General features: G+C 59.0%; 5 protein-coding genes. 2 read left to right on the top strand and 3 right to left on the bottom strand.

Annotated features, from left to right (window positions below; translation table 11 throughout):
- Positions 1-142: 142 nt before the first annotated feature.
- Genes C4J86_RS00670 through C4J86_RS00660 form a run of 3 tightly spaced genes read right to left on the bottom strand, consistent with a single transcriptional unit; the run spans position 143 to position 5,051 of the window.
- A complete protein-coding gene (locus tag C4J86_RS00670; protein ID WP_124360684.1) occupies positions 143-1,507 on the bottom strand; it encodes an HlyD family type I secretion periplasmic adaptor subunit in 1,365 nt (454 codons plus the stop codon).
- Positions 1,497-3,653, bottom strand: a complete 2,157-nt coding sequence (locus tag C4J86_RS00665; RefSeq protein WP_124365323.1) for a type I secretion system permease/ATPase — start codon at positions 3,651-3,653, stop codon at positions 1,497-1,499. Before C4J86_RS00665 ends, C4J86_RS00670 begins: the two co-directional genes overlap by 11 nt.
- A gap of 39 nt (positions 3,654-3,692) precedes the next feature.
- Entirely contained in the window at positions 3,693-5,051 is a 1,359-nt protein-coding gene (locus tag C4J86_RS00660; protein WP_124369117.1) for a TolC family outer membrane protein, read from the bottom strand.
- Between the two features lie 338 nt (positions 5,052-5,389).
- Between C4J86_RS00660 and C4J86_RS00655 the strand changes: the two genes are divergently transcribed.
- Together C4J86_RS00655 and C4J86_RS00650 are read left to right on the top strand one after the other, a co-directional pair.
- Complete coding sequence (locus C4J86_RS00655) at positions 5,390-21,826, top strand: LapA family giant adhesin (RefSeq protein ID WP_124369116.1); 16,437 nt, start codon at positions 5,390-5,392, stop codon at positions 21,824-21,826.
- Between the two features lie 151 nt (positions 21,827-21,977).
- Positions 21,978-22,316, top strand: a complete 339-nt coding sequence (locus C4J86_RS00650) for a tryptophan synthase subunit beta (RefSeq protein ID WP_124369115.1) — start codon at positions 21,978-21,980, stop codon at positions 22,314-22,316.
- The last annotated feature ends 91 nt before the right edge of the window (positions 22,317-22,407 follow it).

The raw sequence follows: 22,407 nt of genomic DNA, 5'->3' as shown, positions 1-22,407 counted from the left end.
AATACTGTTAGGGCATATCCATATGCTTTGGGTGATGCTGATGGCCTCATCGGGGGCAAGCCCCCTCCCACACTTGATTTGTGAATACATTCAAATGTGGGAGGGGGCTTGCCCCCGATGAGGCCTGAGCAGCCTATAGAGATTAGCGCTCGTGCAACGCCTCGGCCCGCGCCTTGATGATCGGCTTGAGCAGGTAGCTGAGAATGCTTTTCTTGCCGGTGATGATGTCCACCGAGGCGACCATGCCGGGGATGATCAGCAGCGGCTTCTCATCGGTGCCCAGGTGGCTGCGGTCGGTGCGCAGGGTGATCATGTAGTAGGTGGTTTTCTTGTCTTCATCGGTGATGGTGTCAGCGCCGATGCGTTCGAGCTTGGCCTTCAGGCCACCGTAGATGGTGTAGTCATAAGCGGTGAATTTGACCACCGCTTCTTGCCCAGGGTGCAGGAACGCGATGTCTTGCGGGCGGATCTTGGCTTCCACCAGCAGGGTGTCGTTCAGCGGCACGATTTCTACCATGTCACTGCCCGGCTGGATCACGCCGCCGACGGTGTTGACCAGCAGCTGCTTGACGATCCCGCGCACCGGCGAGGTGACCAGGGTACGGCTGACGCGGTCTTCCAGGGCGCGACCGGTGGATTCGGCCTTGTTCAGTTCGGTGCGGGCCTCGTTGAGTTGGGTCAGGGCTTCGCTGCGGAATTTGCCACGGGTTTCGTCGATCTTGCGCTGCACTTCCTTGATCGCCGATTCGGCGCGGGGGATTGCCAGGGTGGTGGCGTCCAGCTGGCCGCGGGTCTCCATTTCGGCGCGCTTGAGGCGCAGCACTTCCACCGGCGACACCGCGCCCTGGGCCACCAGCGGCTCGGACATGTTGATTTCCTGGCGTTGCAGGGACAGCTGGCTGCGGTACTGGCCTTGCTTGGAGGTGAACTCGCGCAATTCCTGCTGGCGCTGCACCAGTTGTTCCTGCAAGCCGCCAACTTCGTCTTTCAACTGCTGGCGACGGCTTTCATACAGCGAGCGTTCGTTGGCGGCCTGGCTGGGCGCGGCCTTGAGCACCTCGTCGGGAATGTTCAGTGGGCGATCATCCACCTGCGCACTCAGGCGTTCGACGCGCAATTGCATGGCCAGGCGCAGGGCTTCGGTTTCGCCGGCGTTGGACACGAACCGCGTGTCATCCAGGCGAATCAGCGGCGCACCGGCCTCGACGATCTGGCCTTCCTTGACGTACAGCTCGGCGACGATACCGCCTTCCAGGTTCTGGATTTTCTGCAATTTGGACGACGGAATCGCCTTGCCGTCGCCACGGGTCACTTCGTCGATTTCGGAGAAACCCGCCCACACCACCAGGAACAGGAAGAAGGCAATGATGGCCCAGATGGTCAGGCGGATGACTCGCGGCGCATCTTCGATCAACGCTTTGTTGACCTCGGGCAGCGGCTGGCCGTGCAGCGAGTCGGAACCTTTGAAGTAGCGGCCGACCGCGTTTTTGATGGAGTTAAGCAACACTGATCTGCCCCTTCTTCAACGCTTCCATGACCACGGCTTTCGGGCCGTCCGCGAGAATCTGCCCACGGTCGACCACCAGCAGGCGGTCTACCAGGGAGAGCAGCGAGGCACGGTGCGTCACCAACACCACGGTCTTGTTTTGCACCACGGCGTGCAGGCGTTGTTTCAAGCGTTCTTCACCGGTGTTGTCCATGGCACTGGTGGGTTCGTCCAGCAGCAGGATGGGCGGGTTGAGCAGCAGCGCACGGGCCAGGGCGACGTTCTGGCGCTGGCCGCCGGACAGGTTCTGGCCACGCTCGCCGACTTGCAGCTCGTAGCCTTGCGGGTGCAGGCGCGCGAATTCGTGCACGCCGGCCAATTCCGCCGCCTGCAGCACCATTTCGTCTTCGACGTAGCGTGCGCCGCTGACCAGGTTGTCACGCAGGGTGCCGGCCAGCAGTTGGATATCCTGGGCGACGTAGCCGATGTTGTGGCGCAGTTCACTGACATCGATCTGGCGCACGTCCACGCCGTCCACCAGCAACGCGCCGGAGTCAGGCTGGTAAAGGCCGACGATCAATTTGGCCAGGGAGCTTTTGCCCGAGCCGCTGCGACCGATGATGCCGATTTTTTCCCCTGGCTTGATCACCAGGTTGATGTTTTTCAGCGCAGCGTTCTGTTGGTTCGGGTACGTGAAGTTCAGGCCCCGGCACTCGATGGCGCCTTGCAGGGTGCGGCGGCTCATGGGGCGCTCTTCGAAGTTGCGCTCCTGGGGCAGTTCCATCATCTGGTCCACCGAGGTCATGGTGACCTTGGCTTGCTGGTAGCGCGTGAGCAGGCCCGACAGCGAGGCCAGCGGGCTCAACGCGCGGCCACTGAGCATGTAGCAGGCAATCAGGCCGCCCATGCTCAGGTTGCCGTCGATGATCTGGTACACGCCGAACACGATCATGATCACGCCGGCCAGTTGCTGGATCAGCAGGGTCATATTCATCGACAGGCCCGACAGCAACTTCACCCGCAGTTCGAGCCGGCTCAAGGTGCCGATGGTCTGTTCCCAGCCGTACTGGCGTTCGCTCTCGGCGTTGTTGACCTTGACCGCATCCAGCCCGGCGAGGGTCTCGATCAGGCTCGACTGGCGCTCGGCGGCCAGGGCCATGGTGCGTTCCATGGTCGCGACCAACGGCTTCTGCAGCGCGTAGCCGATACCCAGGGCAATCGGGAACGCCAGCACCGGAATCCATACCAGATGGCCGCCGAGCAGGGCGATCACCAGGAAAATCAGCAGCGTGAACGGCAGGTCGATCAGACTGGTAAGGGTCAGCGAGGCGAGGAAGTCGCGCAGGCTCTGAAACTCATGGATGTTCTGCGCAAAGCTGCCGACCCGCGCCGGGCGGTACTTCATCGACATGCCGACGATGCGCTCGAACAAGGTGGCGGAGATGATCAGGTCGGTTTTTTTACCGGCCAGGTCCAGGCACAGACTGCGCAGGCTTTTGAGCACCAAGTCGAACAGGTACGCGCCACAGATGCCCACGGCCAGCACCCACAGGGTGGCGGTGGCCTGGTTCGGCACCACGCGGTCGTACACGTTCATCACGAACAGCGGCGCGGCCATGGCGATGATATTGATCAAAAAACTGGCGGCGATGGCGTCGGTGTAGAGCCAGCGCGAGCGCTTGAGGGTGTCACGAAACCAGGACCGCGCCCGCGGGATCAGGGTGCCATGGTTGACGTCGAATTTGTGCTGCGGTTGGGCGAAGAAGACTTTGCCGATGTAGTCAGCGGCCAGCAGTTCGCGCTTGATCAGCACTTCCCCGCCGTCGCTTTCGCTGAGCAGCACCCGCGCTTCATCGTCGCCCTGCCAGCCGACCAGCACAGTACTGCGCCCGTCCTTGAGCAGCAGCAGCGCCGGCAACGCGATGGCCGGGATCTGTTCGAGCTTGCGTTGCAACAGCCGGCCCTGCAGCCCGGCACGCGCGGCGGCACGCGACAGCAGTTCGGCACTCAGGCGCTGCGAAGGCAGCGGCAGGCCGGTGGTGAGCATGGCCGCGCTGGCCGGTTTCTGGTGCAGGGCGCAGAGTGCCAACAACCCGTCGAGTAACGGGTCGTCGTGCAGCGTGCGTGGATCATGACTGAGATGAACTCGACTGACTTCGGATTCCACGCGGTGCACTCTCGACTAACAGATGGGGCTATGGGTGACTCAGTTCATCCCAGGCAGCTGGACTTTGGGCTTCACATCGTTTTGCACGATGGAGGCCATTGGAGCGACTACGCCTTGGCTTTTGAGCAATTGGCCCATGGTCGCCTTGATTCGGTACTGAGTAAATAACTGAATGTTCTTGATCTCTTCCAGACGACGCGAAGCGGTGAACAATTCGTTCTCGCTGTCGAGCAAGTCCAGCAGGGTACGTTGGCCCAGGCTGAACTGTTGCTGGTAGGAGGTGCGCACGCGGGAGCTGTGGTCCACATACTGCTGGGCCACCGGCAGTTGCGCGTTTGCGTTGTTCAAGGCATTCCAGGCCAGGCCCAGTTCTTCATTGAGCTGGCGCAGGGCGTTGTTGCGGATGTCCAGGGCCTGGTTGGCCTGGTACGACTTCGATTGCAGGTCGGCCTTGTTGCTGCCACCGGCAAACAGGTTGAAGCGCATGCGCACCATGGCTTCCCAGCCGTTGCTGTGGTTGGCGTCGCCGCCGACGTTGTTGTCGGCGTTGGTGCCAAGCTCAGCATCAAAGCGCGGGTAGAAGCTGGACTTGGCGGCGGCATACTGCTCCTCGGCGGCAGAGATGTCCGACTCGGCCGAGCGCAGGACCGGGCTGTTGTCGAGCATCTGGCGACGCGCTTCATTCAGGTCGGCCGGGAGCATGGCCATGAACGGCGCCGGGCGCTCAAGCTGGTCGGGCATTTGACCAACGGCGCTGAGGTAGTTGGTTTGCGCATCCGCCAGGTTGGTCTGCTCGGTGATCAGGTTGTTGCGGGCCTGGGCCAGACGCGCTTCGGCCTGGTCCTGGTCGGCGCCGTTACCGACGCCGCGCTGGGTGCGCAGCTTGATCTGATCGTAAATGCGTTCGTGGTTGCGCAGGTTGTCTTCGGCCAGGCGCACGAACTCGCGACGGGTCAACACTTCCAGGTAGACCTGGGCAACGGTCAACGCGGTGCGCTCGGATGTACCGAGCAGGGAGTAGGCACGGGCGTTGACGTTGGCTTGTTGACGCCCGACTTCGCTGGAGGTGGCGAAACCGTCAAAAATCATTTGTTGCAGGCGCAGGCTGGACTCGCCGCGATTGAGGGTTTCCCAGTGGTTGCCGCCTGTGCCATTGGCGAGGCGGGTGGAGGCGTTATCGGTGCCTGCACGGCCATAGCCGGCATTCAAATCGACACGCGGCAGATACCCGCCCTGCGCCGCACGCAGCTGGTAATCGGCGGCGATACGGCTGTTCACACCTGCCTGAATCTCAGGGTGCACATCCAGCGCCTGCTGCATGGCTTGGGGCAATGTTTGGGCTTGGACAAAACTGGCGGCGAGAACGAACGGTATTGCCTTAAGCAGGTGCAGACGCATTAAAAAATTCCCCAGGACTTCTTGTCTCAAATCACAGCGATTGGCGCCGCCGCGTCGGATAATGGCTACCGTAATGACCGTACGTCGGAAAGTTCAAAAAGCGGAACTGCTTCACACATGTAGGACGGTTCGCCGCATAAATATCAATGTGACATTACGGAGGCGATTGTTTAGGATGGCGGCCATAAGGTCAATAGTTTGGCAGAAACTAGATAACTAAAAATTCTAGCCAAATATTTGACGCCAGTAACTATCTAGACTACGCCCCCTCCAGTTTGGCCCTACTCTTTAGTGGCCACATGGAAATCATCAGAAACGGATCGCCGGAGAAATATTTAATGAGCAATGTTGTTGCCATCGTCAAAAGCATTGTTGGTCAAGTGTTCGTTATTTCTCCGGAAGGCACGCGCCGTGTCCTGGTTGAGGGTGATCGCCTGTTCGCGGGCGACCAGATTGACACGGGCCTGTCGGGCTCGGTGAGCCTGGAACTGGCTGATGGGCGCACCCTGGACCTGGGCCGCGACACCCAGTGGAGCGCCGACATGCCGGACTCCACTGCCGACCTGGCCGCCGCCACCGAACAGGCCGCGCCATCGGTAGCCGAACTGCAACAAGCCATCGCCGCCGGCGCCGACCCGACCACCGACCTGGAAGCCACGGCCGCTGGCGCAACCGCTGCCGGTAATGGCGCCGCAGGCGGGGGCCACAGCTTTGTAGTGCTGGACGCGACCGCCGGCCGTGTCGATCCGACCATTGGCTTTCCCACCGCCCCTATCGGCCAGGGCACGTCAACCCTGAACACCTTTACGGGTGCCCAGGCTTCTACCGGCAACGGCAACCTGGCGCTGCAGCCTGCGACCCTGAGCCTGAGCGCCACGCCCAGCATCACCGAAGCCGGAGGCGTGCTGACCTACACCGCCACCGTGACCCAACCCGGCACCAGCGACCTGACCGTCACCCTGTCCAACGGCGCGGTGATCACCATCCCGTCCGGCCAACTGACCGGCACCGTCAACGTGCCCCTGGCACCTAATGACAGCCCGTACATCGACGCCAGCCAGATCAGCGTCAACGTCACCGGCACCACCGGCGGCAACAACCTGGTGCTGACCCTCGACCCTAACCCGGCCGTGACACAGATTACCGATACCCTCGACACCACCACCGTGACCTTGACGGCCGGTTCGAGCGTGACCGAAGGCGGGCAGATTACTTACACCGCGACCTTGACCAACCCGGCGCAGACGCCGGTGAACGTCACTTTGAGCAATGGCTCGGTGATCACTATCAAAGCCGGCGAGTCGACGGGTACGGTCGTGGTCGATACTCCGGCCAACGACGTCTACGTTAATGGGTCGACTGTCAGCACCACTATTACCGGCGCAACCGGCGGCAACTTTGAAAACCTGGTGCCGAGCACCACGCCTGCGGTCACTACGATTACCGATTCGGTTGATACCACCACCGTCACGCTGACGGCGGGTTCGACTGTGACCGAAGGCGGTCAGATCACCTACACCGCTACCCTGACCGACCCTGCGCAGACGCCGGTGAACGTCACCTTGAGCAATGGCTCGGTGATCACTATCAAGGCCGGCGAGTCCGTGGGCACCGTGGTGGTCGATACCCCTGCCAACGATGTCTACGTTAACGGTTCGACCGTCAGCACCACGATCACCGGTGCCAGCGGCGGCAACTTTGAAAACCTGGTACCGAGCACAACGCCTGCCGTTACGACCATCAATGATTCGGTCGATACCACCGCCGTCACGCTGACGGCCGGTTCGACTGTGACCGAAGGTGGCCAGATCACCTACACCGCGACCCTGACCAACCCAGCGCAGACGCCGGTGAACGTCACCCTGAGCAATGGCTCGGTGATTACTATCAAGGCCGGCGAGTCCGTGGGCACCGTTGTGGTCGATACCCCGGCCAACGATGTCTACGTTAACGGTTCGACTGTCAGCACCACGATCACCGGTGCCACCGGCGGCGACTTTGAAAACTTGGTACCGAGCACAACGCCTGCCGTTACGACCATCACTGATTCGGTCGACGCCACCGCCGTTACGCTGACAGCCGACACGGCCGTGACCGAAGGCGGCCAGATCACCTACACCGCGACCTTGACCAACCCTGCGCAGACGCCGGTGAACGTCACCTTGAGCAATGGCTCGGTGATCACCATCAAGGCGGGCGAGTCGGTAGGCAGCGTGGTCGTCGACACGCCGCCGAACGATGTCTACGTCAACGGCAGCACCATCAGCACCACCATTACTGGCGCAACCGGCGGCAACTTTGAAAACCTGGTGCCGAGTACGACGCCAGCGGTTACCACCATTACCGACTCCATCGACACTACGACCGTCACGCTGACAGCTCCGGCCGAGGCGAACGAAGGTGGTCAGATCACCTACACCGCTACGCTTTCTAATAAAGCCGGCAGCGACGTCACGCTGAAGTTGGACAACGGTTCGAGCATCACCATCAAGGCCGGCGATACCGTTGGCACTGTGACGGTGCCTGCACCTACCGATGACGTGTTTATCGATAAGAGCAGCCAGGCCGTTCAGATCACCGAGACCACTGGCGGCAACTTCGAAAAACTGGAAGTTGCGGGTAACGGTGCGACGACGACAATTAACGACACCATCGACAAGGTCGATGTGGTTCTGACCGCCACAACCACCGTTGGCGAAGGCGGCAATATCGTTTATACCGCCAGCCTTGTGGATAAAAACGGCGCGCTGGTGACTAACATCACCAATCCGCTGACCGTCACCCTGGATAACGGGCAGAGCATCACCATTGGTGTGAACCAGTCGAGCGGTAGTGTTTCGGTTGTTGCGCCGGATGACGTCTACAAAGGCGATCAAACCGTCACGGCCGCTATCAAGGACGTGACCGGTGGCGAGCATTTCGAAAACCTAGTGCCGAGTACCGCTCCGGTCAATACGACCGTTACTGACACCCCAGGCACTGACAACGCCACCACAGTGACGCTGACTGCTCCGGCTGAAGCGAACGAAGGTGGTCAGATTACGTACACCGCGACCTTGAGCAACAAGGCCGGTACTGACGTAACTTTGAAGCTGGATAATGGCTCGTCGATCACCATCAAAGCGGGTGACACCGTCGGTACTGTGACCGTACCCGCACCGACCGATGACGTGTTCATCGACAAGAGCAGTCAGACTGTTCAGATCACCGAGACCACTGGCGGCAACTTCGAAAAACTGGAAGTTGCGGGTAACGGTGCGACGACGACAATTAACGACACCATCGACAAGGTCGATGTGGTTCTGACCGCCACAACCACCGTTGGCGAAGGCGGAAACATCGTTTACACCGCCAGCCTTGTGGATAAAAACGGCACGCCGGTGACTAACATCACCAATCCGCTGACCGTCACTTTGGATAATGGCCAGAGCATCACCATCGGGGTAAACCAATCGAGCGGCACGGTCACCGCCGTGGCACCGGATGATGTTTACAAAGGCGACCAGACCGTCACCACTGCCATTCAGACTGTCACTGGCGGTGAGCACTTCGAAAACCTAGTGCCGGGCACCACGCCGGTCAATACCACCGTTACCGATACGCCGGGTACCGATAACACCACCACCGTTACGCTGACTGCACCAAGCGCGGTTAACGAAGGCGGCGAGATCAGCTACACCGCAACTTTGAGCAACAAGGCCGGCAGTGACGTCACTCTGAAGCTGGACAACGGCTCTTCGATCACCATCAAGGCTGGCGAGACCGTCGGCACTGTGACGGTGCCTGCGCCTAGCGATGATGTATTTATCGATAAGAGCACTCAAACCGTTCAGATCACTGACGCCACGGGCGGCAACTTCGAAAAACTGGAAGTTGCAGGCAACGGCGCAACCACCACGATCAACGACACCATCGACAAAGTTGACGTAGTCCTGACCGCCACTCCTACCGTTGGCGAGGGCGGCAATATCGTCTACACCGCCAGCCTTGTGGATAAAAACGGCACGCCGGTGAATAACATCACCAATCCGCTGACCGTGACGTTGGATAACGGCGAGAGCATCACCATTGGGGTAAACCAATCGAGCGGTTCTGTTTCGGTTGTTGCACCGGATGACGTGTACAAGGGCGACCAGACCGTCACGGCCGCTATCAAGGGCGTGACCGGTGGCGAGCACTTCGAAAACCTCGTGCCGGGTACTGCTCCGGTCAACACGACCGTTACCGATACGCCGGGTACCGATAACACCACGACCGTTACGTTGACTGCACCAAGCGCCGTTAGTGAAGGTGGTCAAATCACCTACACCGCCACGCTTTCCAACAAAGCCGGCAGTGACGTTACGCTGAAGTTGGACAACGGTTCGAGCATCACCATCAAGGCTGGCGACACCGTTGGCACGGTGACCGTGCCTGCTCCGACCGATGACGTGTTTATCGATAAGAGCACTCAGACAGTTCAGATCACTGAAACCACTGGCGGCAACTTCGAAAAACTGGAAGTTGCGGGTAACGGTGCGACGACGACAATTAACGACACCATCGATAAGGTCGATGTGGTTTTGACCGCCACTCCTACCGTTGGCGAAGGCGGCAGCATCATCTACACCGCCAGCCTTGTGGATAAGAACGGTACGCCGGTGAATAACATCACCAATCCGCTGACCGTGACGTTGGATAACGGCCAGAGCATCACCATTGGTGTAAACCAATCGAGCGGTTCTGTTTCGGTTGTTGCGCCGGATGATGTCTACAAAGGCGATCAAACCGTCACCGCTGCTATCAATGGCGTGACCGGTGGCGAGCATTTCGAAAACCTAGTTCCGGGTACCGATAAAGTCACCACAACTGTGACTGACACCCCTGGCACTGATAACACCACCACAGTGACGCTGACGGCTCCGGCTGAAGCGAACGAAGGCGGTCAAATTACGTACACCGCGACGCTCTCTAATAAAGCCGGCAGTGACGTCACCCTGAAGTTGGATAACGGCTCCTCGATCATTGTTAAGGCTGGCGACACCGTCGGCACCGTGACTGTGCCTGCACCTACCGATGACGTGTTTATCGATAAGAGCAGCCAGACTGTTCAGATCACCGAGACCACTGGTGGCAACTTCGAAAAACTGGAAGTTGCGGGTAACGGTGCGACGACGACAATTAACGACACCATCGACAAAGTTGACGTCGTCCTGACCGCCACTCCTACCGTCGGCGAAGGCGGCAACATCGTCTATACCGCCAGCCTTGTGGATAAAAACGGCGCGCCGGTGAATAACATCACCAATCCGCTGACCGTCACTTTGGATAATGGCCAGAGCATTACCATTGGTGCGAACCAATCAAGCGGTAGCGTTTCGGTTGTTGCACCGGATGATGTGTACAAGGGCGACCAGACCGTCACGGCCGCTATCAAGGGCGTGACCGGTGGCGAGCATTTCGAACACCTGGTGCCGGGTACTGCTCCGGTCAACACGACCGTTACCGATACGCCGGGTACCGATAACACCACGACCGTTACGCTGACTGCACCAAGCGCCGTTAGTGAAGGTGGTCAAATCACCTACACCGCCACGCTTTCCAACAAAGCCGGCAGTGACGTTACGCTGAAGTTGGATAACGGTTCGAGCATTACCATCAAGGCTGGCGACACCGTTGGCACGGTGACCGTGCCTGCTCCGACCGATGACGTGTTTATCGATAAGAGCACTCAGACGGTTCAGATCACCGAGACCACTGGCGGTAATTTCGAGAAGCTGGAAGTTGCAGGCAACGGTGCGACCACCACGATCAACGACACCATCGACAAGGTCGATGTAGTTCTGACCGCCACTCCTACCGTCGGCGAAGGCGGCAATATCGTCTACACCGCCAGCCTTGTGGATAAGAACGGCGCGCAGGTGACTAACATCACCAACCCGCTGACTGTCACCTTGGATAACGGGCAGAGCATCACCATTGGTGTGAACCAGTCGAGTGGTTCTGTTTCGGTTGTGGCTCCGGATGACGTATACAAAGGCGATCAAACCGTCACCACCACTATTAAAGGCGTGACCGGTGGCGAGCACTTCGAAAACCTAGTTCCGGGTACCGATAAAGTCACCACAACTGTGACTGACACCCCTGGCACTGATAACACCACTACCGTTACGCTGACCGCGCCAAGCGCCGTCAACGAAGGTGGACAGATCACCTACACCGCGACCTTGAGCAACAAGGCCGGCAGTGACGTCACTCTGAAGCTGGACAACGGATCTTCGATCACCATCAAAGCCGGCGATACCGTTGGCACCGTGACCGTCCCTGCGCCTACCGATGACGTGTTTATCGATAAGAGCACTCAAACGGTCAAGATCACTGACGCCACTGGCGGCAACTTCGAAAAACTGGAAGTTGCAGGCAACGGTGCGACCACCACGATCAACGACACCATCGACAAAGTTGACGTCGTCCTGACCGCCACTCCTACCGTTGGCGAAGGCGGCAACATCGTCTACACCGCCAGCCTTGTGGATAAGAACGGTACGCCGGTGACCAACATCACCAACCCGCTGACCGTCACGTTGGATAATGGCCAGAGCATCACCATTGGCGTCAATCAGTCGAGCGGCAGCGTTTCGATTGCTGCGCCGAATGACGTATACAAAGGCGATCAAACCGTCACCACCGCCATCAAAGGCGTGACCGGTGGCGAGCATTTTGAAAATCTGGTGCCGGGTACCACGCCGGTCAATACCACCGTTACTGATACTCCCGGCACTGACAACGCCACCACAGTGACGCTGACGGCTCCGGCTGAAGCGAACGAAGGTGGTCAGATTACCTACACCGCCACGCTTTCCAACAAAGCAGGCAGCGACGTCACCCTGAAGTTGGATAACGGTTCGAGCATTACCATCAAGGCTGGCGACACCGTTGGCACGGTGACCGTGCCTGCTCCGACCGATGACGTGTTTATCGATAAGAGCACTCAGACGGTTCAGATCACCGAGACCACTGGCGGTAATTTCGAGAAGCTGGAAGTTGCAGGCAACGGTGCGACCACCACGATCAACGACACCATCGACAAGGTCGATGTAGTTCTGACCGCCACTCCTACCGTCGGCGAAGGCGGCAATATCGTCTACACCGCCAGCCTTGTGGATAAGAACGGCGCGCAGGTGACTAACATCACCAACCCGCTGACTGTCACCTTGGATAACGGGCAGAGCATCACCATTGGTGTGAACCAGTCGAGTGGTTCTGTTTCGGTTGTGGCTCCGGATGACGTATACAAAGGCGATCAAACCGTCACCACCACTATTAAAGGCGTGACCGGTGGCGAGCACTTCGAAAACCTAGTTCCGGGTACCGATAAAGTCACCACAACTGTGACTGACACCCCTGGCACTGATAACACCACTACCGTTACGCTGACCGCGCCAAGCGCCGTCAACGAAGGTGGACAGATCACCTACACCGCGACCTTGAGCAACAAGGCCGGCAGTGACGTCACTCTGAAGCTGGACAACGGATCTTCGATCACCATCAAAGCCGGCGATACCGTTGGCACCGTGACCGTCCCTGCGCCTACCGATGACGTGTTTATCGATAAGAGCACTCAAACGGTCAAGATCACTGACGCCACTGGCGGCAACTTCGAAAAACTGGAAGTTGCAGGCAACGGTGCGACCACCACGATCAACGACACCATCGACAAAGTTGACGTCGTCCTGACCGCCACTCCTACCGTTGGCGAAGGCGGCAACATCGTCTACACCGCTACCCTTGTGGATAAAAACGGCACGCCGGTGAGCAACATCACCAACCCGCTTACCGTCACGTTGGATAACGGCCAGAGCATCACCATTGGCGTCAATCAGTCGAGCGGCAGCGTTTCGATTGCTGCGCCGAATGACGTATACAAAGGCGATCAAACCGTCACCACCACTATTAAAGGCGTGACCGGTGGCGAGCACTTCGAAAACCTAGTTCCGGGTACCGATAAAGTCACCACAACTGTGACTGACACCCCTGGCACTGATAACACCACTACCGTTACGCTGACCGCGCCAAGCGCCGTCAACGAAGGTGGACAGATCACCTACACCGCGACCTTGAGCAACAAGGCCGGCAGTGACGTCACTCTGAAGCTGGACAACGGATCTTCGATCACCATCAAAGCCGGCGATACCGTTGGCACCGTGACCGTCCCTGCGCCTACCGATGACGTGTTTATCGATAAGAGCACTCAAACGGTCAAGATCACTGACGCCACTGGCGGCAACTTCGAAAAACTGGAAGTTGCAGGTAACAGTGCAACCACCACGATCAACGACACCATCGACAAGGTCGATGTAGTTCTGACCGCCACTCCTACCGTTGGCGAAGGCGGCAACATCGTCTACACCGCTACCCTTGTGGATAAAAACGGCACGCCGGTGAGCAACATCACCAACCCGCTTACCGTCACGTTGGATAACGGCCAGAGCATCACCATTGGCGTCAATCAGTCGAGCGGCAGCGTTTCGATTGCTGCGCCGAATGACGTATACAAAGGCGATCAAACCGTCACCACCACTATTAAAGGCGTGACCGGTGGCGAGCACTTCGAAAACCTAGCTCCGGGTACCGATAAAGTCACTACAATTGTGACTGACACCCCAGGCACTGATAACACCACCACCGTCACGCTGACCGCGCCAAGCGCCGTCAACGAAGGCGGCCAGATCAGCTATACCGCAACCTTGAGCAACAAGGCCGGCAGTGACGTCACGCTGAAACTCGACAACGGCTCTTCGATCACCATCAAGGCCGGCGATACCGCTGGCACCGTGACCGTCCCTGCGCCTACCGATGATGTGTTCATCGACAAGAGCACTCAAACGGTCAAGATCACTGACGCCACGGGCGGCAACTTCGAGAAACTGGAAGTTGCGGGTAATGGCGCAACCACCACCATCAACGACACCATCGACAAGGTCGATGTAGTTCTGACCGCCACTCCTACCGTTGGCGAAGGCGGCAGCATCGTCTACACCGCCAGCCTTGTGGATAAAAACGGCACGCCGGTGAGCAACATCACCAACCCGCTGACCGTCACGTTGGATAACGGCCAGAGCATCACCATTGGTGTGAATCAGTCGAGCGGTTCTGTTTCGGTTGTTGCACCGGATGACGTGTACAAGGGCGACCAGACCGTCACGGCCGCTATCAAGGGCGTGACCGGTGGCGAGCATTTCGAAAACCTCGTGCCGGGTACCGATAAAGTCACCACAACTGTGACTGACACCCCTGGCACTGATAACACCACCACCGTTACGCTGACCGCGCCAAGCGCCGTCAACGAAGGTGGTCAAATCACCTACACCGCTACGCTTTCCAATAAAGCGGGCAGTGACGTTACGCTGAAGTTGGATAACGGCTCCTCGATCATTGTTAAGGCTGGCGACACCGTCGGCACTGTGACCGTGCCAGCGCCAAGCGATGACGTGTTCGTCGACAAGAGCACCCAGACCGTCAAAATCACCGACGCTTCTGGCGGCAACTTCGAGAAACTGGAAGTTGCAGGTAACGGTGCAACCACCACCATCAACGACACTATCGATAAGGTCGATGTAGTTCTGACCGCCACTCCTACCGTTGGCGAAGGCGGCAACATTGTCTACACCGCCAGCCTTGTGGATAAGAACGGTACGCCGGTGAATAACATCACCAATCCGCTGACTGTCACTCTGGATAACGGGCAGAGCATTACCATCGGTGTAAACCAAACGAGCGGTAGTGTTTCGGTTGTTGCGCCGGATGACGTCTACAAAGGCGATCAAACCGTCACGGCCGCTATCAAGGACGTGACCGGTGGCGAGCATTTCGAAAACCTGGTGCCAGGCACTGCTCCGGTCAACACGACCGTCACGGACACCCCAGGCACTGCTGATACCACTACTGTCACGCTGACCGCGCCAAGCACCGTCAACGAAGGTGGTCAGATCACCTACACCGCCACCTTGAGCAACAAGGCAGGCAGCGACGTCACGCTGAAGTTGGATAACGGTTCGAGCATCACGATCAAGGCTGGCGAGACCGTTGGCACCGTAACTGTGCCCGCGCCAAGCGATGACGTGTTCATCGACAAGAGCACTCAAACCGTCAAAATCACCGACGCTTCCGGGGGCAACTTCGAAAAACTGGAAGTTGCAGGTAACAGTGCAACCACCACGATCAACGACACCATCGACAAGGTCGATGTGGTTCTGACCGCCACAAACTCCGTTGGCGAGGGCGGCAACATTGTTTATACCGCCAGTCTTGTGGATAAAAACGGCGCACCGGTGACTAACATCACCAACGCGCTGACTATCACCCTGGATAACGGCCAGAGCATCACCATTGGTGTAAACCAATCGAGCGGCAGCGTTTCGGTTGTTGCGCCGGATGACGTCTACAAAGGCGATCAAACCGTCACCACCGCCATCAAAGGCGTGACCGGTGGCGAGCACTTCGAAAGCCTGGTGCCAGGCACCACGGCGGTCAATACCACCGTCACTGATACACCAGGTACAGCAGATGCCACTACCGTAACGCTGACCGCGCCAAGCGCCGTCAATGAGGGGGGGCAGATTACGTATACCGCGACCCTGAGCAACAAGGCCGGTAGTGACGTAACTTTGAAACTCGACAACGGCTCGAGCATCACCATCAAAGCCGGCGATACCGTCGGCACTGTGACTGTGCCAGCACCGACTGATGATGTGTTCATCGACAAGAGCACTCAAACCGTCAAAATCACCGACGCTTCCGGGGGCAACTTCGAAAAACTGGAAGTCGCAGGCAACGGCGCAACCACCACGATCAACGACACCATCGACAAGGTCGATGTGGTTCTGACCGCCACAAACTCCGTTGGCGAGGGCGGCAACATTGTTTATACCGCCAGTCTTGTGGATAAAAACGGCGCACCGGTGACTAACATCACCAACGCGCTGACTATCACCCTGGATAACGGCCAGAGCATCACCATTGGTGTAAACCAATCGAGCGGCAGCGTTTCGGTTGTTGCGCCGGATGACGTCTACAAAGGCGATCAAACCGTCACCACCGCCATCAAAGGCGTGACCGGTGGCGAGCACTTCGAAAGCCTGGTGCCAGGCACCACGGCGGTCAATACCACCGTCACTGATACACCAGGTACAGCAGATGCCACTACCGTAACGCTGACCGCGCCAAGCGCCGTCAATGAGGGGGGGCAGATTACGTATACCGCGACCCTGAGCAACAAGGCCGGTAGTGACGTAACTTTGAAACTCGACAACGGCTCGAGCATCACCATCAAAGCCGGCGATACCGTCGGCACTGTGACTGTGCCAGCACCGACTGATGATGTGTTCATCGACAAGAGCACTCAGACCGTCAAAATCGCCGACGCTTCTGGCGGCAACTTCGAAAAACTGGCAGTTGCAGGCAACGGCGCAACGACAACGATTAACGACACCCTCGACAAGGTTGATGTGGTCCTGACCGCGACCACCACCGTCGGCGAAGGCGGCAACATCGTCTACACCGCCAGCCTTGTGGATAAGAACGGTGCACCGGTGACCAACATCACCAACCCGCTGACTGTCACTCTGGATAACGGCAAAACCATCACCATCGGTGTGAACCAATCCAGCGGCACGGTTACCACGGTGGCACCAAACGACGTCTACAAAGGCGATCAAACCGTCACCACCGCCATTAAAGGCGTGACCGGTGGCGAGCATTTTGAAAACCTGGTGCCAGGTACTACAGCGGTTAACACCACTGTCACGGACACTCCGGGCACTGCTGATACCACTACCGTCACCCTGACAGCGCCAACCGCAGTCAACGAAGGTGGACAGATTACGTACACCGCTACGCTTTCCAACAAAGCAGGCAGTGACGTCACGCTGAAACTCGACAACGGCTCGTCGATCACCATCAAAGCGGGTAATACCGTCGGCACCGTGACCGTACCTGCTCCGACCGATGATGTGTTCATCGACAAGAGCACCCAAACGGTCAAGATCACCGACGCAACTGGCGGCAACTTCGAAAAACTGGAAGTCGCGGGCAACGGCGCAACCACCACGATCAACGACACCATCGACAAGGTCGATGTGGTTCTGACCGCCACTCCTACCGTTGGCGAGGGCGGCAATATCGTCTACACCGCTACCCTTGTGGATAAAAACGGCGCGCTGGTGAACAACACTACCAATCCGCTGACCGTCACTCTGGACAACGGCAAAACCATCACCATCGGTGTAAACCAATCCAGCGGCACGCTCACCACGGTGGCACCAAACGACGTTTACAAAGGCGATCAAACCGTCACCACCTCTATCAAAAGCGTGACCGGTGGCGAGCATTTCGAAAACCTGGTGCCGGGTACCACAGCGGTTAATACGACCGTCACGGATACCCCAGGCAGCACCGACCTCACCAGCGTCACGCTGACCGCGCCAAGCGCCGTCAACGAGGGTGGCCAGATCACCTACACCGCAACCTTGAGCAACAAGGCCGGCAGCGACGTCACCCTGAAGTTGGATAACGGTTCGAGCATCACGATCAAGGCTGGCGAGACCGTTGGCACCGTAACTGTGTCCGCGCCAAGCGATGACGTGTTCATCGACAAGAGCACTCAAACGGTCAAGATCACCGACGCAACTGGCGGCAACTTCGAAAAACTGGCAGTCGCAGGCAACGGCGCAACCACCACGATCAACGACACCATCGACGATGTAACCGTGGTGCTCAAGGCCACGGGTTCGGTCAGCGAGGGCGGGCAGATCGTCTACACCGCGTCGCTGGTCGACAAAAATGGTGCGGCAGTGACCAACGTTGGTTCCGACCTGGTGGTGAAGCTGGATAACGGCTCGACCATTACCATCGGCAGCGGCAAGTCCAGCAGCTTCACCACCGCCTCCGCGCCGAACGATGCGTATGTCGGCGCCAATGATGTCACTGCCAAAATCAGTGCCGTAGTCAGTGGCGGCGACAAATACGAGCACTTGATGGTCGATGGCAGCACCGTGGTCACCAAAGTCACGGATGTGGTCACCAACACCACCCTCAGCATCAGCGGCGACGCTTCGGTGACCGAAGGCGGTACGGCGCACTACGCCCTGACCTTGAGCAACCCGGCGCAAACCGATGTGACCGTCACCCTCAAGTACAGCGGCACGGCCACCGATGGTTCGGATTTCAATGGTGTGTACACCGTGAAGATCCCGGCCGGCGCCAGCAGCGTGCCGTTTGATATCCGCACCCTTGACGACCGAATCACCGAGCCGACCGAAAAAATCGTCATCACCATCGACAAGGCCACCGGGGGCAACTTCGAGAACCTGGTGATCGACAAGGGCACGGTCAGCACTGACATCCTCGACAACGATGCGCCGCCGGTTATCGACCTGGACGCCAACAACTCCAGCGGTGCCAGCGGCAACGACTTCAAGACCACCTTCACCGAAGGCACCGCCGGGCCGGGTGTGTCGATTGCCGACACCGATATCAAGATCACCGATCCGGACAGCACCCTGCTGACCGGCGCAACGGTCACCCTGACCAATGCACAAGCCGGTGATGCCTTGAACCTGGGCAACAGCGTGAACGGCATCAGCGTCAGCACCAACAATCAGACGGGCACCATCACCCTGACGTTGTCGGGCAGCGCGACGCTGGCTGACTACATGCAGCGTATCCAGAACATCACGTTCACCAACACCAGCCACGACCCAAGCACCACGCCGCGCACCATTACCGTGGCGGTGACCGACGGCGGCAATTACTCCAACGTCGCCACCACCACAGTCAACGTGGTGGCGGTCAACGATGCGCCAGTGGCAACGGGCGGGGCCGTGACCGGTACGGAAGACACTGCGCTGGCCTTGACCTGGGCCAACTTCGGCGTGAGCGACGTGGACTCGCCATCAGCCAGCCTCGGGGTGAAAATCACCGACCTGCCGGTGGCCGGCAAACTGCAATACCTGGCAACCGACGGCACCACCTGGACCAATGTGACCAGCGGCCAGACCTTTACCAAAGCCCAGATCGATGGCGGCCAGTTACGCTTTACGCCAAACGCCAACGAGTCCGGCGCCGACGGTTATGGCGGCACGGGCATCGGTAACAAGCAGGCCGATTACGCACAGTTCAAGTTCCAGCCCACCGACGGCAAGGACCTGGGCACCAGCGCCACAGTGAAAGTCGATATCACCCCGGTGGCCGACGCGCCAACCCTGGGTGTGGCTGACAACAACGTCAACTCGGTCGGCCTGATCAAACAGAGCTGGAACAGCCTTCCCGGGTTGGGCACCAGCGGCAACGGCGCTGCACCGGACGTGCTGAAAAAAGCCATCGATGGCGCCGGCACGCCGAACAGCACGGCGGTGGTGACCAATGTCGAGTCCACCACCGACGTTACCCCCGGTTCAGGCGGAAAAATCTCCGGCCTGATGTACATGGAAGCCGGCAAGAACTACACCTTCAGCGGCGTCGCCGATGACAGCCTGCTGATCAACGTCGGCGGTAAAGACGTGGCCAGCGGCCTGTGGGGCACCAACAGCGGCAAGTTCAGCGGCACGTTCACGCCGGTGGTCAGCGGTTATTACAGCCTTGAGATCTATCAGGCCAACCAGGCAGGCCCCGGCAGCTTTGACGTCAACCTGTCGATCAATGGCGGCGCGACCCAGAACCTGAGCACCAGCAACGTCCCGCTGTACACTGGCATCGCCGACCTGACCAACGCCGGCGTGACCGTGTCCGACCTGCATGGCAGCAACGGTGACGGTTACTACGTGGGTTATAAGCTCAACGAAGGCCTGGAAAACGGCAGCGTCAAACTGTCCAAGATCAGCACCGCGCTGACCGACACCGATGGTTCAGAAACCCTGGCGGTGAAGATCGGTGGCATTCCGGCAGGCTCGGTGCTTACCGACGCTTCGGGACACACCTTCACGGCGACGAAAACCGTGGGCGAAGTCAACGTCAACGGCTGGGACCTGGGCACCCTGACCATCAAGCCACCGACCTATTACAGCGGCCAGTTCAACCTGACCGTGACCTCGACGTCTACCGAAAGCATCGGCGGCTCGGCGACCACCACCGCGCAATTGCCGGTGACGGTCTACCCGGCGGCGTATAACTCGGTAACCGGCACGTCGGGCAGCGACTCGATCATCGGCACCGACGGCAACGACATCGTCGTGGCCGACATCGGCGGCCTGAACGTGGTGCAGGGCAAGAACTACAACCTTGCCTTCATGGTGGACAGCTCCGGCAGCATGAGCGCAGCGTCGATCGACGCGGCGAAGGCTTCATTGACCACGGTATTCAACTCGCTGAAAAACAGCCTGGGCGCCAACACGTCGGGTACGGTGAATATCTTCCTGGCCGACTTCGATAGCCAGGTGAACAAGTCGATCGCCATCAACCTCAATGCCTCCAATGCGCTGACCCAGCTCAAAGCGGTGCTGGACTCGATGGTGTCGGAAGGCGGTACCAACTACGAAGACGTGTTCAAGACCACCGCCAACTTCTTCCAGAGCGACCTGGCGACTAAAAACACCGGCGCGACCAACCTGACGTACTTCATCACCGACGGCCAGCCGACGTTCTACCAGAGCGGCGAGCAGACCAACATGACGCTGTACGGCAACGTCAAGTTCGATGATGTGGTGACGACGGCCAACTACACCCCTGGGACCTCGGTCGGCAAGTACCTGGATAACACCCATTACTTCAGCATCGACACCTCCGGTGCCGCTCAACTGCAAACCTGGAATGGCTTCTGGTGGACGGCCAACAATCTGGGCACCGTCCGCGCTCAGGGCGACGGCACTTTTGAGCTGTCCAATCTTGACGGCCGAGGCAATAGCACCGACACGGCAACAGCGACCAATTCCAAAAGCGCCTTTGCGCTGCTGGGCGGGCTGTCGCATGTGGAGGCGATCGGTATCAACGGCGCCGTCAGCCTCGACGACCTCAAACCGTATGACAGCGATGGCAAGCCGCAAAGCAACATTGATCCGAAGGACCTGGCCAATGCCATCCTCGGCCATACCGAGGCGACTCTGCCAGGCGCGGACAGCGTCAGCGGTGGCGACGGCAATGACATTCTCTTTGGCGACCTGGTGAGCTTCAGCGGGGTGACCGGCGAGGGTTACAACGCCCTGCAGGCTTTTGTGGCACAGAAAGCCGGTGTGGCCGTCTCGGCGGTCACCACCTCGAACGTGCACCAGTACGTCACCGAACATTACGCGGACTTCGACGTGTCCGGCGCCAAGGACGGCAACGACACGCTGCTCGGCGGCAATGGCGATGACATTCTGTTCGGCCAGGGCGGCAACGACGTGCTGGACGGCGGCAAGGGCAATGACATCCTGCTGGGCGGTACCGGCAACGACACGTTGATGGGCGGTCAGGGCAACGACATCCTGATCGGCGGTGCGGGTGCCGACACCTTCGTGTGGAAAGCCGGTGACATCGGCAACGATGTGATCAAGGACTTCAAGGCGTCGGAAGGTGACCGGATTGACCTGCGCGATCTGTTGAAGGGCGAGACGGACAGCACCATCGACAACTACCTCAAGATCACCACGGTAGAAGGCGTGTCGACCCTGCAAGTGAGCAGCGAAGGCAAGCTCAACGCCGCCGGTGGCCTGGCCAATGCGGATGTGACCATCAAGCTGGAAGGCAACGATTGGTCCCACACCAGCATCAACTCGCTGATCAGCGGTGCCGACCCGACCATCAAGATCGATCACACCGCCTAAGCTTGGGTTTATCGGCCGCCCTCGAGGCGGCCGATTCATTTGGGCGATACGTCGCTGGCCCTGGCGGCCGGTTGCATCGCATACTCGCGCTTATCAACACACGGTCGGCCTAGGCGGCTGAAGGTGTGTGGCTTTTTTTCGAGGGGTTCTTATGTTTTACGTGCAACGTGATGCGCAGGGCGCGTTGAGTCGCGTAGAGGCCGCCGCCTTTGCCGAATCCACCGAAACGCTGCCGCCCGATCACCATGAGATCCAGGCCTGGTACGCCAACGAAGTGGTAGAAACCAGCCTGGCCCAGCTCAAACAGAGTGACCTGGAGATGATCCGGGTACTGGACGACTTGATCCAGGTGCTCACCCGCAAGGGCGTCATCAGCGTAACTGACCTGCCGCCCGCAGCCCAGGCCAAGTTGATGGACCGTAACCAGGCGCGGGAAGCGTTGGGTGGGTTGAGCCAGTTGATCAATGATGATGAAAAAGGGCTTATCTGAGCCCTGAAGCCGAACCGGATCGAAATGTGGGAGGGGGCTTGCTCCCGATAGCGGCGTATCAGTCACCCAAATATCGACTGATTGACTGCTA

Source organism: Pseudomonas sp. R2-7-07 (assembly GCF_003852355.1).
In the GTDB taxonomy this organism is placed as follows: Bacteria; Pseudomonadota; Gammaproteobacteria; order Pseudomonadales; family Pseudomonadaceae; genus Aquipseudomonas.
The sequence above is the reverse complement of the archived record's forward strand: the minus strand, read 5'-3'. Positions and strand labels throughout refer to the sequence as shown.